Annotated in this window: 15 protein-coding genes; 10 read left to right on the top strand and 5 right to left on the bottom strand. The window is 71.2% G+C overall.

All coding sequences use genetic code 11. The features are described from left to right. Positions 1-301 precede the first annotated feature (301 nt). From GA0070616_RS28645 to GA0070616_RS04110, 3 genes are all read left to right on the top strand, one after another. A complete protein-coding gene (locus GA0070616_RS28645) occupies positions 302-1,990 on the top strand; it encodes a type 1 periplasmic-binding domain-containing protein (RefSeq protein WP_245712650.1) in 1,689 nt (562 codons plus the stop codon). 112 nt (positions 1,991-2,102) lie between these two features. Continuing rightward, complete coding sequence (locus GA0070616_RS04115; RefSeq protein ID WP_091076474.1) at positions 2,103-4,724, top strand: FtsK/SpoIIIE domain-containing protein; 2,622 nt, start codon at positions 2,103-2,105, stop codon at positions 4,722-4,724. After that, entirely contained in the window at positions 4,725-5,567 is an 843-nt protein-coding gene (locus GA0070616_RS04110) for a hypothetical protein (RefSeq protein ID WP_091076470.1), read from the top strand. It abuts the gene before it with no gap. A gap of 476 nt (positions 5,568-6,043) precedes the next feature. On the opposite strand, the gene GA0070616_RS04105 is transcribed toward GA0070616_RS04110, so the two are convergent. Both GA0070616_RS04105 and GA0070616_RS27465 read right to left on the bottom strand, forming a co-directional pair. Further along, on the bottom strand, positions 6,044-7,021 hold the full coding sequence (locus GA0070616_RS04105; protein WP_091076466.1) for a hypothetical protein: 978 nt from the start codon (positions 7,019-7,021) through the stop codon (positions 6,044-6,046). Continuing rightward, on the bottom strand, positions 7,018-7,239 hold the full coding sequence (locus GA0070616_RS27465; RefSeq protein ID WP_139128842.1) for a hypothetical protein: 222 nt from the start codon (positions 7,237-7,239) through the stop codon (positions 7,018-7,020). The genes GA0070616_RS04105 and GA0070616_RS27465 overlap by 4 nt, the downstream gene beginning before the upstream one ends. Positions 7,240-7,514: 275 nt before the next feature. Between GA0070616_RS27465 and GA0070616_RS04100 the strand changes: the two genes are divergently transcribed. From GA0070616_RS04100 to GA0070616_RS04080, 4 genes are all read left to right on the top strand, one after another. After that, on the top strand, positions 7,515-7,733 hold the full coding sequence (locus tag GA0070616_RS04100; protein WP_091076463.1) for a winged helix-turn-helix domain-containing protein: 219 nt from the start codon (positions 7,515-7,517) through the stop codon (positions 7,731-7,733). Between the two features lie 297 nt (positions 7,734-8,030). Continuing rightward, on the top strand, positions 8,031-9,077 hold the full coding sequence (locus tag GA0070616_RS04095) for a DUF4236 domain-containing protein (RefSeq protein WP_091076460.1): 1,047 nt from the start codon (positions 8,031-8,033) through the stop codon (positions 9,075-9,077). A gap of 151 nt (positions 9,078-9,228) precedes the next feature. Further along, positions 9,229-10,008, top strand: a complete 780-nt coding sequence (locus GA0070616_RS04090) for a transposase family protein (protein ID WP_091089831.1) — start codon at positions 9,229-9,231, stop codon at positions 10,006-10,008. A gap of 636 nt (positions 10,009-10,644) precedes the next feature. Next, complete coding sequence (locus GA0070616_RS04080) at positions 10,645-11,592, top strand: hypothetical protein (RefSeq protein ID WP_139128841.1); 948 nt, start codon at positions 10,645-10,647, stop codon at positions 11,590-11,592. 4 nt (positions 11,593-11,596) lie between these two features. On the opposite strand, the gene GA0070616_RS04075 is transcribed toward GA0070616_RS04080, so the two are convergent. Both GA0070616_RS04075 and GA0070616_RS04070 read right to left on the bottom strand, forming a co-directional pair. After that, complete coding sequence (locus tag GA0070616_RS04075; protein WP_245712649.1) at positions 11,597-12,217, bottom strand: transposase; 621 nt, start codon at positions 12,215-12,217, stop codon at positions 11,597-11,599. Continuing rightward, positions 12,181-12,546, bottom strand: a complete 366-nt coding sequence (locus GA0070616_RS04070; protein WP_245712648.1) for a winged helix-turn-helix domain-containing protein — start codon at positions 12,544-12,546, stop codon at positions 12,181-12,183. Before GA0070616_RS04070 ends, GA0070616_RS04075 begins: the two co-directional genes overlap by 37 nt. A 391-nt stretch (positions 12,547-12,937) precedes the next feature. Here GA0070616_RS04070 and GA0070616_RS04065 point away from each other — a divergent pair, with 391 nt between their 5' ends. From GA0070616_RS04065 to GA0070616_RS04055, 3 genes are all read left to right on the top strand, one after another. Then, a complete protein-coding gene (locus tag GA0070616_RS04065; RefSeq protein WP_091076450.1) occupies positions 12,938-13,201 on the top strand; it encodes a DUF6244 family protein in 264 nt (87 codons plus the stop codon). 330 nt (positions 13,202-13,531) lie between these two features. Further along, positions 13,532-13,978, top strand: a complete 447-nt coding sequence (locus GA0070616_RS04060) for a hypothetical protein (protein WP_091076447.1) — start codon at positions 13,532-13,534, stop codon at positions 13,976-13,978. Beyond that, positions 13,975-14,439, top strand: a complete 465-nt coding sequence (locus tag GA0070616_RS04055; RefSeq protein WP_091076444.1) for a hypothetical protein — start codon at positions 13,975-13,977, stop codon at positions 14,437-14,439. The genes GA0070616_RS04060 and GA0070616_RS04055 overlap by 4 nt, the downstream gene beginning before the upstream one ends. A 29-nt stretch (positions 14,440-14,468) precedes the next feature. On the opposite strand, the gene GA0070616_RS28640 is transcribed toward GA0070616_RS04055, so the two are convergent. Next, positions 14,469-14,642, bottom strand: a complete 174-nt coding sequence (locus tag GA0070616_RS28640; RefSeq protein ID WP_245712647.1) for a hypothetical protein — start codon at positions 14,640-14,642, stop codon at positions 14,469-14,471. Positions 14,643-14,875 lie beyond the last annotated feature (233 nt).

Raw genomic sequence — 14,875 nt, 5'->3', positions numbered from 1 at the left:
TCAACAAGCTGCTGCTGCACGCCTTCCTCGAAGACCTGCGCCAGGCGTACCGGCGACGGCTGTGGCGACCGTCGGACTGGCGGCGCACCGCGTACCCCGTCCTCCTGCTCGACCACGTCGCCCCCGACGGCGTCGGTCACACCCTGACCCGCCTGCTCAACGACGTCCGCAACGAGACCGGCCGCAACGATCCGCTGCTGGTCGTCGCCGTGGCCGACGCACCGCCGCCCGAACTGCCCCGGCCGCACCCCTCGCCGACGCCGACGAGGCGTTCGGCGACTGGTCGGAGGCACTGCCGGAGATGCGGCGGCTGCGCCGCGCCGCGGCGTGGCTGGTGGTGTTGCGTCCCGACAGCACCGACGCCGGGCCACCGCCACGCGGCGGGGTACGCGCCTTCGCCGCCCCCGAGCCGCCCTGGTGGTCGCGCCGCTTCCTGCCCGCCGCCCTGTGCCTGGTGCTGGTCGCCGCGGGCGGCCTCTGGGTGGGCTCCCGCTGGGCCCCCGGCTGCCATCCCGCGTTGACGGGGCGGGTGTCGGTGCGGATGGTCGACGGGGAGTGCGTCGGCTACAGCGACACCGCCGCGCAGGTGTTCAACACCGACCCGGGTCAGGAGCGACTGCGCGCGGTGCAGCGGCGCATCTTCGCCCAGAACCGCGCCGCCGAGGACATCTGGCAGCGCAGCGACCGCCGCCGCCCCTACCTGACCCTGGTCTACCTCGGCACCCTCACCGGCAACCGGACCCGGGCCGACGAGGAGTCCTACGTCTCCGAGCGGGAGGAACTGGAGGGCATGGCGACCGCCCAGCGGGCCCTGCTCCTGGAGCCGGCCAGCGCCGACGGGGCGGCCCTGCTGCGGATCGTCGTCGCCAACGGTGGCCGGCAGATGCGTCACGCCGGCCAGGCGGTGTCCATGCTGGCCGATCTCGCCCGGGACGATCCCACCGTGCTCGGTGTCGTCGGGATGGTGGAGAGCCGCCGCAGCACCGCCGACGCCCTGCGCGAGCTGAACCGGGTGGGCCTGCCCGTGCTCGCCCCCACCCTGTCGGCCGACCGCATCGACGCCCACTCGCGGCTCTACCTCCAGGTGTCCGCGCCCAACGCGGACCAGGTCCGGATGGTCGAGGCGTACGCGCGGAACGTGTTGCGGGTCGACGAGGCACACGTGTACTGGACCACCGGCGAGAACAGCTCCCTGGCCGACGACCTGTACGTCGGTACCCTCGTGGAAGGGCTGCGGCAACGCTTCGGCAGCCGCATCACCTCGGTCGACGAGTGGCGCACGGGCCACCGGCTCACCGCCGAGTGTGGCTTCCCCGGCCTCCTCTTCTACGCCGGGCGTTGGTCGGAGTTCAACGGGTTCATGCGGGCCCTGCGCGAGTGTGGCGACAACCCGCCACGACACCTGGTGGCCGACGACTCCGTCAACCGCTACATGGCCAACCCGGCGTTGCGCGACGCCGCGCCCGGCAACATCCCCGTCACCTACGTGTCCAAGGCGGCCCTGGCCACCTGCCCGGCCCTGCGGGACGCCGCGTCGCGCCGTGACGACACCCGTGCCGGCTTCCTCGACCTTGTTCAGGCCCGCAACCTGCTCGACCCGCCGCGTTGCCGGCCCGAGAGCCCGGTCCCGGTCGGCGAACGGGTCAGCCTCGCCTACGACGCCGCCATGATGCTGGTGCGGGCCATGGAGAGCCTCGCCGCCCGGCTGCGGCACGCCGACCCGCGCCGACGGTGGGAACCCACCTCGGTCAACCCGGTCAGCGTGCACGCCGAGGTGCTGCGGCAGACCACCGGCCGGGGGCACCCCGGCGTCGCCGGACCGATCCGCTACACCCCCGACTCGGGTGAGCCGTTGGACAAGCCGATCTCGCTGATGCGCGTCGAACGGGTGCCCGAGGTGACGGTCGAGCCGGTGGAGGTGTTCCGGTGCGGGGACGGTGATCCGTCGACGGCGGCGGCCTGCGGCCCGGTGCCCCCGCCCGCCCCCTGACGCGTACTGTCCGGCGTGTCCGGTCCGACGCGTCCGGTTCGGACTGTGCCGACACCGGCGCGGTCCGTTAGGGTTTCCCAGGATCGGACCGGCGTCGGCGGAGGGGCAGAGGGTGGGCAGGCTCGCGTCGGCGTACGGGCAGGCGGTGTCCGCCCACCGGGCCGCCCGCGTCCACCTCGACAACGCCCGTGCCGCGTTGCGCGCCGCGCCGCCGCCGGCCCCGCCGCCGGCCGACCCCGACCTGGTCGCCCGGCTGGCCCGCGTCGGCGGCGCGCTGGCCGCCCCGGCCCCGGGCACCCCGCTGACCGGTACGCCGCTGCCGGTGCGCCTCGGCGAGGCGATCACCGCCGGCGGCGGGTTCCCCGTGCTGGTGCCCCTCGGCGGCGGTCACCACCTGTCCGTCGACGTCGACGCCCGTGACCCGCGGGCCGCCGCGCTGCTGCGGGCCGTCGTCCTGCGGATGCTCGCCACCGCGCCGCCCGGCGGGCTGCGGGTCGCCGGTCTCGACGCCGCCGCCCTCGGGGCCACGTTCGGGCCGCTGCGCCCGCTGGTCGACGCCGGGGTGCTCGACCCGCCCGCCACCACCGAGGCGGAGGTGGCCGCGCTGCTCGACGACGCCGAGCGGCACGCCCGCGCCGCCCGGCAGAGCGACCGCGACGACCAGGAGCTGCTGCTGGTGGTGGCCGCGTCCGCCCCACCGCCCCGTGAGGCCGCCCGGCTCGCCGCGCTCACCCACGCCGGCCCGGCCGCCGCCGTCTGCGTGCTGGTCGGTGGCTGGCCGACCGGGTCGTCGGCCACCCCACCGCCGCCGCTGGGCACCACCACCGCGCTGCGGCTGACCCCCGACGGGTACGCCCACGTCGGTGACCCGCCCGGGGCGCCGTTCAGCGCCGACGGCAGCGGGTTGGCCGTGCCGGTGCTGCTCGACGGCGATCCGCCACCGGCGGCCGTGTCGGCCCTCGCGGGGCATCTCGACGCCGCCGCCCGCCGGCACGCCGCCGTGGGTTTCGCCGAGCTGCTGCCCCCGCGCCGGTGGGCGGAGTCGGGGCGGGCGGGCCTGCGTACCGTCGTCGGGCGGGCCGGCCGCGATCCCGCTCCGGTCGCCTTCGACGACGCCACCCCGCACTGGCTCGTCGGCGGGCGCACGGGTGCCGGCAAGACGGTCTTCCTGCTCGACGTCCTCTACGGGCTGGCCGCCCGCTACTCCCCGGCCGAGTTGCAGCTCTACCTGCTCGACTTCAAGGAGGGCGTGAGCTTCACCGAGTTCGTACCGACCGAGCGCGACCCGTCCTGGTTGCCGCACGCCCGCACGGTCGGCATCGAGAGCGACCGCGAGTACGGCGTCGCCGTGCTGCGCGAGCTACGTCGCGAACTGCACCGCCGGGCGACCCTGCTCAAGCGGCACGGCGTCACGAAGCTCGCCGACCTGCCCGCCGACGTGCCCGCGCCCCGGGTCGTGGCGGTGGTCGACGAGTTCCAGGTGCTGCTGGCCGGCAACGACGCCATCGCCCGGGAGTCGGTCGACCTGCTGGAGGAGTTGGCCCGCAAGGGCCGCTCCTACGGGGTGCACCTGGTGTTGGCCAGCCAGGCCATGACCGGCATCGAGGCCCTCTACGGGCGGGCCGAGGCCGTGTTCGGGCAGTTCGCCCTGCGGGTGGCGCTGCCCGGCGGCGGGGGCGTGCTCGACCGCGACAACTCCGCCGCCGCAACCCTGGCCGTCGGCACGGCCGTGCTCAACACCGCCGCCGGGGCCGCCGGGGCCGACACCGTCGTCCGGTTCCCCGACGCCCACGCCGAGACCGGCGCGTTGGCCCGGCTGCGCCACGAGCTGTGGCAGGCCCGCCCGCAGGGGGCCCGCCCGCCGTCGGTGTTCCGGGGGTACGAGGGCGCCCGCGTCGAGGACGACGCCACGTTCGTCGGGCTGCGCCCCGGCGGCCGGCGTCCCCTGGCGCTGGTCGGCCGCACCGTCGACGTGGACGGCACGTCCGCGCTGTTCATGCTGGACACCAGCCCTGGCCGGCACCTGGCTGTCGTGGGCACCGCCGCCACCGCCGCCGAGGTGCTGCGCGCGGCCACCCTCAGCCTCGCCCGCCAGCACCGCCCCGGCGAGGCGCGGTTCCTGCTCGCGCCTCTCGTGGCCGCCGCCGATCCCGCCGTCGACGACACGGTCGCCGCGCTCGTGGCCGCCGGCCACCCCGTGGAACGCCTCGACGCGCACGCCCTGCGCGACCGCGTCGTGGAGCTGGCCGCGCCTGCACCCGGCTCGAACGCGGCCCCCGGCGCGGCGGCCGACCCCAACGCGGCGACCGGCCCGAGCGCGGCGACCGGCCCGGCGGGGGCTGCGGGGTCGGCCCGCACCTACCTCGTCGTGTTCGGGATGGACGCCGCTGCCGCCGTGCTCGCCGCCGCCGACCCGGTGACGTTCCGCGCCGCCCACGAGGACCTGCGCGCCCTGCTGCGCCAGGGGCCGGGGCGCGGCGTGCACCTGCTGGGCTGGTGGCGCGGCCTGCGGCGGCTTGCCGACGACATCGGCGGCACCCAGAACCGCGACGACGTGGCCTGCCTGGTCGCCCTGAACGTGACCGGGGCCGAGCTGGGGTTGCACCTGGGCGTGCACGACCTGGCCTACCAGCCGCGCGCCGACCGGGCGCTGCTGGTCGACCGGCACGACCAGCGGGTACGCCTCATCGTGCCGTTCACCCGCGACGGGCACGCGCCGGACGGGGAGAGCTGAGTGTCGAGCTTCGAGGACTACGCGGCGCTGGCCCGCCATCTCGCCACGCAGCGGCGGGCCGGCGAGCAGGGCGCTGCCGCCGAGTCGGCCCGCCGCCAGGATCTGCACGCCGCCGTCGACTACCTCGACCGCCGGCTGACCGCGCAGGGGCAGCGCCTCGACCAGCTCGGCCACACGATCGGCAGCCCGCCTCCGCCTCCGGGCCAGCCGCTGCCGGGTCAGCCTGTGCCGGGTCAGCCGATCCCGTCGACCGTCGGGGTGCCGTCGGCCGGGCAGCGCGACGCGGGGCCGCGACCGGGCACGGGGTCGGTCGGCGGCGCAGCCGCCGCGCCGGGGCGGCCGGGGGTCGGGGCGTACCCCCAGGGGAGGCCGGGGGAGACGGCACTGGCGGTGCCGGGCGGGGTACCCGCGCCGCGCGCCGGCGAGACCGATCCGGCGGCGGAGCTGGAGTCGGCGCGGCGCTGGGCCGACGAGGCCGACCGGTTGGGCCAGCGGACCGAGCTGCTGGCCCAACGGCCGGCGCTGCTGCCGAGCTGGTCACCGATGGCTCGGGCGCTCGCCGTCTATCTCGGCTGTGCCGGCGTCGGCGTGGTGCTGATGCTGGTCATGGTGCTCGCCTCCGGCGTCGGGGCCCTCGGCCTCGGCACGCTCTACACGTGGATGTGCGCCGGGCTGCCCGCCGTGTCGTTGATCGCCGGGTGGCTGATCCTCGGTCGCTGGGGCACTCCCGCCGTGGTCGCCGGCACGCCACCGCGCTACCCCCTGCTGGGCATCCTGGTGTGCTTCCTGGCCGTCCCGCTGGCGTACTGCGGCTACCTGCTGGTGTTCCGCGCCCTGCGCTGAGGTCGTGGTGTCTGCGCACACGGTGCCCCGCGCTGCTGCCGTGCCCGGCGGTGAGGTCGTGTCGTCGCGTCGGGCGGCGGTCTCGGTGGCGGCGAGGAAGGCGTCCAGTTCGGTGGGGGTGAGACCCTCGTCCTCGAGCAACGCCAGCAGCAGCACCGTACCGGCGGTCACCGCACCGGCCGTGCCGGGCGGCGGCGGGCGCTCGCCCAGGGCCGCGCCGAGCAGTGCCTCGGCCAGCGTCGGGTCGACGTCCACGCCGGTCAGGTCGTAGCGTTCCCGGGCCGCCGCGACGAACCTGATCAGCGGCGCGCGGTCCTGCCCGGCGGCGAACCGGCGGCGCGCGGCCACCAGCAGCGCCCCGGCGAGCAGGTCGGCGTAGCGCAGCCACTGCGGCTCGGTGAACCGGCGCAACCGGCGGTCGTGCCGGCCGAGTCGCCCGTCGAGCAGGCTCCGCAGGGCGGTCGTCGGGTCGTCGGTCATGCTCGGTTCCACCTTCCTCGGTTCTGTCGGCTGCGTGGGTGCTGTGGGCTGCCCGGCAGGCCCGCTGCGGCCCGCCGGTCGTTGCGCCTGGTGCCGGCGACGACCAGGGCGGCGGCGGCCCGCGCCCCCCGGGCCGTCGCCTGGGCTGCTTCCTGGGCCGTTGCCTGCGCGGTCGCCGACGGCTGCGCCGTGGCGACCCGGTGCGGTGGCAGCGCGGGGGTCGGCTCCGGGTCACCGGCCAACGCGGCGGCCCACCGGTCGATGGCCCGGCCGCCGAGCGCCAGCCGCGCGGCCACCAGGTCGAGCCGGGCCACGGCCGCCCGGAACCGGTTCGCCGCCGCCAGCTCACCCGCCTGCCGCGCATGGTCGGGGAGGCGCGCGTCGGTCCGGCGCGGCGGATCGACGGCAGCGCGGTGGCGGCGGCGCAACCGGTCCTCGGCCGCAGCCAGCCACCACCGGGTCCTGGCCGCCTCGGCGGCGGCCCGGTGCGCGTCGGCGCGGGCCAACCGCAGCCCGGCGAGCAGGTCACCGGCGTTGCCGGAGCCGGCGCGGGCCTCCCCGAGGCCGGCGTGCACGAGACCCAGCGCGCGCCAGCACTCGGTCACGGCGTCCTGCCAGGGCAGCCGCCGACCGGGCGGCCCCGCGCCGTGCAGCAACCCGCCCGCCCGGTCCGCCGCCGCGATGGTGGCCAGCCAGGCATCACGCAGCCGGTCCACGGCATCCTCGTGCCCCGGTAGCTTTGGCGGCATCACCGGACCTCGGGTGGCCGGTGGTACGGGCGACGCCGGCCGGATCTGCGGCAGGGCGTCGCGCTGGTGGAGGCGGGCCCGCGCGGCGCGCTGCGCGTCGCAGGGGCCGGGCCGCCCGCAGCTACGGCAGATCCCGGTGTACGCCTCCGTGTCGTGCTCGACGACCGTGCGACGCGCCCCGGCCAACTCGCGCAGCACGTGACGGCGCAGCTCGTCGGCGTTCACGGGGCGACCCTGGCATGCTTCACCAGGTGGGCGAAGCTCACCTCCGGGCACGGGTACGGCTCGCCGCACCCGCACATCCAGCGCGTCACCGGTCGGGGCGGGTGGGCGAACAGCACGTCGTCGGCGTCCTCGACGTCCTGCGCCGACACGAACGCCGTGCCGACGGGTGGTGTGCGGTCGGCGGGTGGTGGGTCTGGTGAGTCTGGTGGGTGGGGCACGAGGGGAACTCCCGTCCGTCGATGGCGGTGCGGAATCCAGCCGGGGCCGCGTGCGGGCGACCCACGGCACGCCCGGCCGACCAGGGGGACCGACCGGCCGGGCGCTCTGTGCGGTGGGGAAGAACCGGGTCCCGTGGGTGCTGACCAGGGAGCCGGTCGAGGGACAGCTTTACATGTGCGCCCATCTAAAGCAAGCGTCGGCGGGGAAGGGTAGTCATTTCTTGCCATGTAAAGCCCTGGCGTGATCGAATAGCGGTGCTGACCAGGGAGTCCACATGCCCGCCAAACCCAAGTGGGAGCGGCTCGCCGACCATCTGCGCACTCAGATCGAGTCGGGTGAGCTGCCGCCCGGAGCCAAACTGCCGTCGACCGCCGAGCTGTGCACGGAGCACAAGGTCTCTGCGATCACCGTGCGCCAGGCCATCTTCAAGCTGCGTACCGAGGGGCTGATCGAGGGTGTTCAGGGTGTGGGTGTTTTCGTCGTTGATGAGTGAACACCCGAACTCGACGTTGCGCTGTCGTCAGCCGAGCGTCCCGAGTCGGAACCTTCAACCCACTGCCGGTGTGCGGGCCAACTCGCCCAACCGGGGGCGTCCGAACGTGCCCGGGCGACGCCCGGCGATTGATCCCCCCAGAGGTCCAGGACCACGGCTTGATAGTCAACTTGGTCTTCGCGTGCTTCCATCTGATTTCCTTGGCCGCTTGCTGCCCAATATCCGATAGTCTGGTTCTCTCGCCGCGTACTAAGACCTACCGTTGCCCGCATTGTCGGCGGCGACGCGAGGGCACTCATGGGCTTTTACCTGCGGACCAGCCTGAAGGCCGGTCCCTTTAGATTCAACCTGTCACCTTCGGGCGTCGGTGTCTCCGCTGGGGTTCCAGGGTTTCGCGTCGGCACCGGGCCTCGCGGCAACTACGTCCGGGTTGCCGGTCTCGGCACGACCTACTTCGGCGGCGGGGCTACCGCCCCGATCTCCTCCGGTAGTCCGATGCCGATGCCGCCAGCGACTCGCAACGACGGGATCGTCATGCAGGAGTTGTCCGGCGCACCGGTACAGCAATTGGTTGCAGCGCATCCCTCCGACCTGATAAGTCAGATCCAGGCAGCGGCCCGACGGCATCTGCTGTGGCCGTGGGTCGCTGCCTCCCTCACACTCCTGGCGCTAATTTCTGCACCGTATGGGCTCCTGCTGCTCGTGCCCGGCCTGCCTGGAGTGTGGTGGCTTCGGCAGCGCGACCTTGCCCGGCGATCAGTCGTCGTCTTCTACCAGGTCGATGACGTACCAGCCCTTAACTACGAGCGTCTCATCACGAGTAGCAGCTTCGTTAGCCGGGTTCAACGCGTTTGGCACGTCGAAGCCGAAGGTGCCCTCGACACCTCCTATCAGCGGAAAGTCAACGCTGGGGCCGGAGCGTTGATCCGCCGAAGCCCAGCCCAACTGAATCTGGCTGGTCCGCCCGTGCTCGTGACAAACATAGCCGTGCCGAGCCTGCACGGAAAAGACCGCTCCGTGTACTTCCTTCCAGACCGGGTGATCGTCCGTCACGGCGCCCAGTACGCAGGCTTTCCCTATGCCGCAGTGAACGCCCACGCGCAGGTTCAGCGGTTCATTGAGTCGGACACGCCGCCAGCCGACGCCCCGCGTGTTGGAACGACCTGGCAGTACACCAACAAGTCCGGTGGCCCAGATCGCCGCTTCAAGAACAACAGGCAATTGCCAGTCATGTTGTATGGCAGGCTCACCATCACAAGCTCAGAAGGGCTGCTGATTGTCTGGGACTTTTCCCGGCCTGACGTTGCAGCGGAACTGGCCGAAGCACTTTGCGGGATGCGGTAGCTGCGGAACGACCGGGCACGGTGCAGGGCTCAAGGATCACACCGAAGCCCGCCTGGGATGCGGTTGGATGCTCGGCCGTGACTCCGCCAGTTGCACGACGCTAAGGGACGTCTCGTAACTCGGTGGTCGGTCCATGGTGGATCATGTCGTGGTGCAGGTGATCACGGCGGCCCGCCCGGAGTGGATCTTCCCGTTCACGGGGCTGCAGCCCGCTCAGTTCCGCAGACTGGTCCGGCTGGTCGCCGAGCGTGGCGGTGACGCGATCGCTGACGGGCGGCCGGGGCGGCAGTGGTCTCTCAACCTTGCCGATCGGGTGCTGCTGGTAGCCGCCTACTGGCGCACGAACCTGACGATGCGGCAGATCGGCCCGCTGTTCGGGGTGTCGCACTCCGCCGCCCATCGAGTCATCGACACCCTCGGTCCGCTGCTCGCCCTGGCCCCGGTACGCCGGCGTCGGGTCGACCAGATCACCATCGTTGACGGCACCCTGATCCCAACCCGGGATCACCGCCTGGCCGCCCCGAGCAAGAACTACCGCTACAGCACCAACCTGCAGGTCGCCATCGACGCCCACACCCGCCTCGTGGTCGCACTCGGCGACCCGCAGCCCGGCAACCGCAACGACACCATCGTCTACCGCACCAGCGGCATCGACCAGAAGCTGGCCGGACGGCCGGTCATGGCCGACGGCGCCTACCGCGGCAACCCCGAGGTGATCATCCCCTACCGCAAGCCCGCCGACGGCAGCGAACTGCCCGAGTGGAAAGCGGAGCTGAACAAGCAGCACCGCACCATCCGAGCGCAGGTCGAACACGTACTGGCCCGCATGAAGTGCTTCAAGATCCTGCGCGACTACCGCCGCGCCGCCCACACATTGACCGACACCGCTTCCGGCATCGCCCACCTCCACAACATCATCCTCGCCGGGTGACACCAGCGCCGTTGCCGAGCAACGCCTTCACCGAGTTACGAGACATCCTTTAGGCTGTGGCAGCGCTGCCACGGTCACGGCAGCTAAGGACATCGATTTCACTGATGACTCTTCGGCTTGGTATCCTCTGCTGCACCTCGCACAACCTGACATTCGTCAAGAACAAGCGAGTCGAGATTCAGCTGCTCAAGAAGGTCTCGGCCAGCGCCTGACATGTCGCCGCTCTCTCATGCACTTGGCATGTTTGCCAGCTTGCGATCTGACCCCCTGTACACACCCTCAGACGGGTTTGAGACCTACCCGCAGCTACCGCCGAAGGACCGGATTAGGGAGATTGGCGCGGAGTTGGATTCGTACCGGCGGTGGGTGATGTCGGGGCGGGAGTTGGGGCTGACGAAGCTTACAACCTGGTGCACGACGAGTCGGTAACCGGCGCAGGCATCCGGCGGCTGCGGGGTCGAGATCGACGAAGCGGTGGCCGAGGCGTACGGGTTCAGCCTGCCGCTCGGGCACGGGTTCCGCGAAACCCGGAGGGCGTCCGGTTCACCATTGACCAAGCGCTCGACTACGCCCGGGAGCATCGAGGCGACATCGAAACGATTTGCCGCTGCCGAACCCCACAGCGACCCAAAGTGAATGATCTTCAACTTGTCATTGAAAAATAGACTCACTTCCGTCTTTGCCGGACAGCACCCCTGGCAGCACATGGTTGACGGCTCGGCTAACCTTCCGGCCATGAACTGGTTCGCACTAGCCCCCTCTTCCGAGCCCGCAGAAACCCCTCTTTCGCTGTTCGTCGCCGTGTACTCCACCGTCGTGATGATCACGGTTTTCCTGAGCAACTTTCTCGTTTACCTCTTGCGAGATCGAATCGAGCCGGTCAACCGCTTCTTGCAAGGGGTCCTCGATAAAGAGTACCTGAAACACATTCAGGGACCAGCCGCAGCGGCCCTCGTCGCCGCAGTCAGCGGCTACGGCATTAACATGTTAACCGGAGACAGCCCCTGGGGCTGGGTTGGCCTGATCCTTGCTCTCCCGATACCTCTCGTCATGGTGACGTGGAACGGGATTCGGATGTGTCGCCAATCAGAGTTCGAACGGGAGTGGCCGCACGTCATCGTACCGGCCGGCGACCCGGTCAAGATCCGTAGCACCCTGCGGAAAGTGAGCCTGAAAAGCGCAGACCTCAGGAATGCCGATCTCCCCCTGCTCAACACCGTACTGACATCCCTACTGGATGACCTGCTGCCGGCGCTGCAGGCTCGCCATGATCGGAGCCTGATTCGATGGCTCCGCGACCACTCAGGCATCACGACTGCAGTAGTGGCTTGGGCGGTCTTCACCTTAGCTGCCGTGACCTTGGCAGCGCTGCCACAGCCTAGCGAAGGCCGTACCGGCGCGATCCTCGTGCTCGGTGGGTTCGTCGTCGTCGTCCTGTCGACCGGCGCCGGGTTGTTGGGAGTGCTGCGGGGACGTAGCCGTTACCAGACCAGGAAGTTGCTGGAAGAAGTAAAGGCGACCGCCGGGGGTATCCGGCGGCGGATGACGGAGCACCGGCTCGGTCTCGTCCGTTACAGATCTTGAATGGTCAGGTTGTGTCGGGTTCGAGGGTCAGGCCGGTGTGAGCGAGGAAGCCGTCGAGTAGGTCGGTGCGGTACTGGATGCGCTTGAGGCGGTTGCGGATGATCGCGAGGAGGTGGTCGACGCCGGTCACGGCGAGGTTGCCGATGCTGCGTTTGAGGTGGGACCACACGGCCTCGGTCGGGTTCAGGTCCGGGGCGTAGGCCGGTAGCCGGATGACGGTCAGCCAGTCCCGGACGTCGATCATGGCGCGCATCGCGGCGCTGATGTGGGTGTTCAGGTTGTCCCAGACACACACGATCGGGCCGTCGAGCTGGTGGTGGGCGGCATCCAGCAGGGCGATGTAGTCGCGTTCGCTGAAGCTGCGCCGCTCGTTCTTGCGGCCGCGGTGCACGATCGTGCGATAAATCAGCCGGGACCGCTGCCCGGGCCGGTAACAGGTCAGTCCGGCGATCGAGACGCGGCCGGAGCCCTTGCCCGACACCGGAACCACGGGGGTGTGCCCGCGTCGTCCCCAGGTGCGTGCCTTCGGTGGGCGCAGCGTCTGACCGGCCTCGTCCTCGAAGACCAGCCACGCCTGCCGCTGCGCCGCTACCGTTTTCCCGCCGGCCACGTCTCCCGCCGCCACGTGATGATCGCTGCCTCGTCCCGCTCGACCGCACGATGCGCGGGCACCTGCACCGACCAGCCCAGCCGGTACATGATGTTCGCCGTCCCGCGCAGTGTGTACCGGGTGCGGAACATCCGAGCGATCAGGTCCGACACCCGAGCCAGGGTCCACCGCTGATCACTACCGAACCCGTGCGCCGCCGGACCCTCGTCCAAGGCGTCGGCCAGCCGCCGCAGCCGGCCCTCATCCAGCCGACACCGAGACCCACCCGGCCCCTTCGAGGCGAGGGCCTGTTCACCACCGGCCCGCCACCGCTTGCGCCAGCCGTACACCGCGGTCTGCGACACCGCAGCCGACGCGCGATCTCCGGCACCGACACGTCCTGGGCGAACCACCCGGCCGCCTCCCGTCGTATCGCCTCACGCTTCGCCCGCCCCCGCGCGGACAACCCACCTCCATCGGGATACCTCATCCCATCGATCTACCCCAGCCCCATAACGTCACACAGACCACATCGGACAAACCTGACCAATCAAGATCTGTAGCAGCACCACGGCTGGCGATGACCGCCTGCCGCAAGTTGCCCGGGCTTCACATCACATCTGATATTTGTTCGCCCGCGCTTCTGCGCTGCGGTGACCGGACGGTCGCGCTAGGTGCGCTGATCTCGTACTCTCCTCTGTGGTCGTGGCTCGTGCGGGGCGTGACCGTCATCAGCGGTGCACCGGGGGAGGGCACGTGAGCGCAGCGGAGATGATCGCCAGGTTGGCGGCGGCGTCGCAGAAGCTGGACGAGGCGAAGGCGAAGACGGCGGCGGCTGCGCAGGATGCGGCCGAGGCGCGGCAGCTCGTCGCGGGCGCGTTGCAGGGCATCGGTGCCGGGCCCCTGATCGGCATGATCGACTCGTACCGCGAGGCGCTGATGCGGGCCGCGCAGGGTAGTGAGCCCGCCAAGCAGCAGGTGCAGGAGACGATCGCCAAGGTGCATGCGCTGGGAAACTGAGTACGGGTGGTGGCGGCGCAACCAGCCAACCACCCGTGGCGCGGACCAGTCAGCCACCCGTTGTCGCGGGACCCGTGATTCGGCCGGCGATTCCTCGACGGCTCGATGCCGGCGCTCGCGAGCAGGTTGCTCCTCCTGCGCGCCCCCGTGAACGCCTTTCCAGTGAATCGATTGTTTGGTGGACATCAGCTACGGCGACGGCGTATGCGACGTTCCAGGAGTTCCTGCCGCCTGTGGTGAAAGCGGTCGCCGGCACCGTCCTGGCTGCCGCCACATCTGTCGGCTCGTACAAGGCATGGCAAGCAAAGCGGAAAGATCGGAGTAGGGTCGATGAAAATCGATGACCGTGTCGAGGCGCTGGTCAGATCTGTTCTAGATGCGGCGGTCCACAAGGATGCCGACCGTCTTGCTGCGGCAACGGCGTCGCTCGGGGACGAGGCAACCGTGACGAAGGCTGTGGAACTCAGCCTCGCGGTAGCGGCTGCCGTGCTCTTCGAGGTTCACGAGGGGATGCCTTCGGCCGACCAGGTCACGGAGATCTCCCGGACGATAGCGGAGCAGGAACGGTGGAGCGGGGTGCGAGCCGCCGAGGTCGACGCCCTGCTTCGGGCGATAACGACTGGAAGCCCGGTGGCAATGGGGAGTGGTTCAGCGTCGGCCGCCGTTCCATTTGTGATTGCGGCGAACCTGCTTGCCGCTGCGTCCCAGCCGGATGAGGGAGAGTGGTGGTTCAACTACCTGGACAAGGTCGAGGCGGCGATCGAGGCGGCGGGATGAGCGGGGCGTCCGGGCCGGTGGGGCGCGACGGCGGCGTGCTGAACGGGTTCCACATCCGGCAGGTGCCGGGTGACGTCGGCACCGAGGTTTCCGACTTCGCCAGCGAATGGGACGACGTCCGGTTCGCCACGCGCGTCTGGGAGCGGCAGACCGACGACGGTTACCGGGTCGACCTGCGCGTCCACGTCATGCGGGGCGAGCGGCTGACCGACCTCGCCGCCCTGCGCGACTTCCTCACCGACTACCACGAGCGCGACCCGGCCGACTGGCCGTTGACCGAGTTCACCCACGGCGACACCACGGGACTTCGTGACGATTCCCAGGCGTTCTGGTTGGCCGAACCTGGCGTCGCCGTCAACGTGCTGGTCGAACCCGGCCAGGTGGACCGGGAGCAACTCACGGCGACGGCGCTGGCAATCGTGACGGTGCAGAATCAGGAGGAACCTGCGCCGGGCCAGTAGAGCATCCCGGCCAGCAGGCGGGCTGTCGGTCACTGCCCGAGAGGCCGGTAGCGGAGGTATACGACGCCGTTTCGGAAGCGGCGCTCATCGAGCAGTTCGAGGTCGGTGCGCATGCCGGTCGGCAACCCCGGCTCGCTCCCGCCGACGACCACGGGCCAGACGAACAGCTGGCACTCGTCGACCAGCCCGGCCTTTGCAGGCATGGGTCGCGAGGTTCGCACCTCCCAGGGTGAGGTCGCTGCCGGCCGTGGCCTTCAGTTGGCGTACTGCGGCGGGGTCGAATTGGCGTTCGAGTCGGGTGTCGGCGGTCGACACCGCGGCGAGGGTCGTGGAGTAGACAACCTTGTCCGCCGCCTGCCAGGCGTTCGCGAAGTCGGCCATGAGCTCGGACCGCACGGCCCGGCCGTTGGTCGTGTCGATGACAGTGGACCCGGCG

It is taken from the genome of Micromonospora nigra (assembly GCF_900091585.1).
Lineage (GTDB): Bacteria > Actinomycetota > Actinomycetes > Mycobacteriales > Micromonosporaceae > Micromonospora > Micromonospora nigra.
Note: the sequence above shows the minus strand (reverse complement) of the source record. Positions and strands in the feature narration are given on the sequence as shown.

Bases quoted from the DNA above. Each gene is read 5' to 3' on its own strand.
- GA0070616_RS04100 (WP_091076463.1), top strand. From the start codon at position 7,515: ATGCCCGCCAAACCCAAGTGGGAGCGGCTCGCCGACCATCTGCGCACT.
- GA0070616_RS04055 (WP_091076444.1), top strand. From the start codon at position 13,975: ATGAGCGGGGCGTCCGGGCCGGTGGGGCGCGACGGCGGCGTGCTGAAC.
- GA0070616_RS04095 (WP_091076460.1), top strand. From the start codon at position 8,031: ATGGGCTTTTACCTGCGGACCAGCCTGAAGGCCGGTCCCTTTAGATTC.
- GA0070616_RS04060 (WP_091076447.1), top strand. From the start codon at position 13,532: ATGAAAATCGATGACCGTGTCGAGGCGCTGGTCAGATCTGTTCTAGAT.
- GA0070616_RS28640 (WP_245712647.1), bottom strand. From the start codon at position 14,642: ATGCCTGCAAAGGCCGGGCTGGTCGACGAGTGCCAGCTGTTCGTCTGG.
- GA0070616_RS04080 (WP_139128841.1), top strand. From the start codon at position 10,645: ATGATCTTCAACTTGTCATTGAAAAATAGACTCACTTCCGTCTTTGCC.
- GA0070616_RS28645 (WP_245712650.1), top strand. From the start codon at position 302: ATGCGGCGGCTGCGCCGCGCCGCGGCGTGGCTGGTGGTGTTGCGTCCC.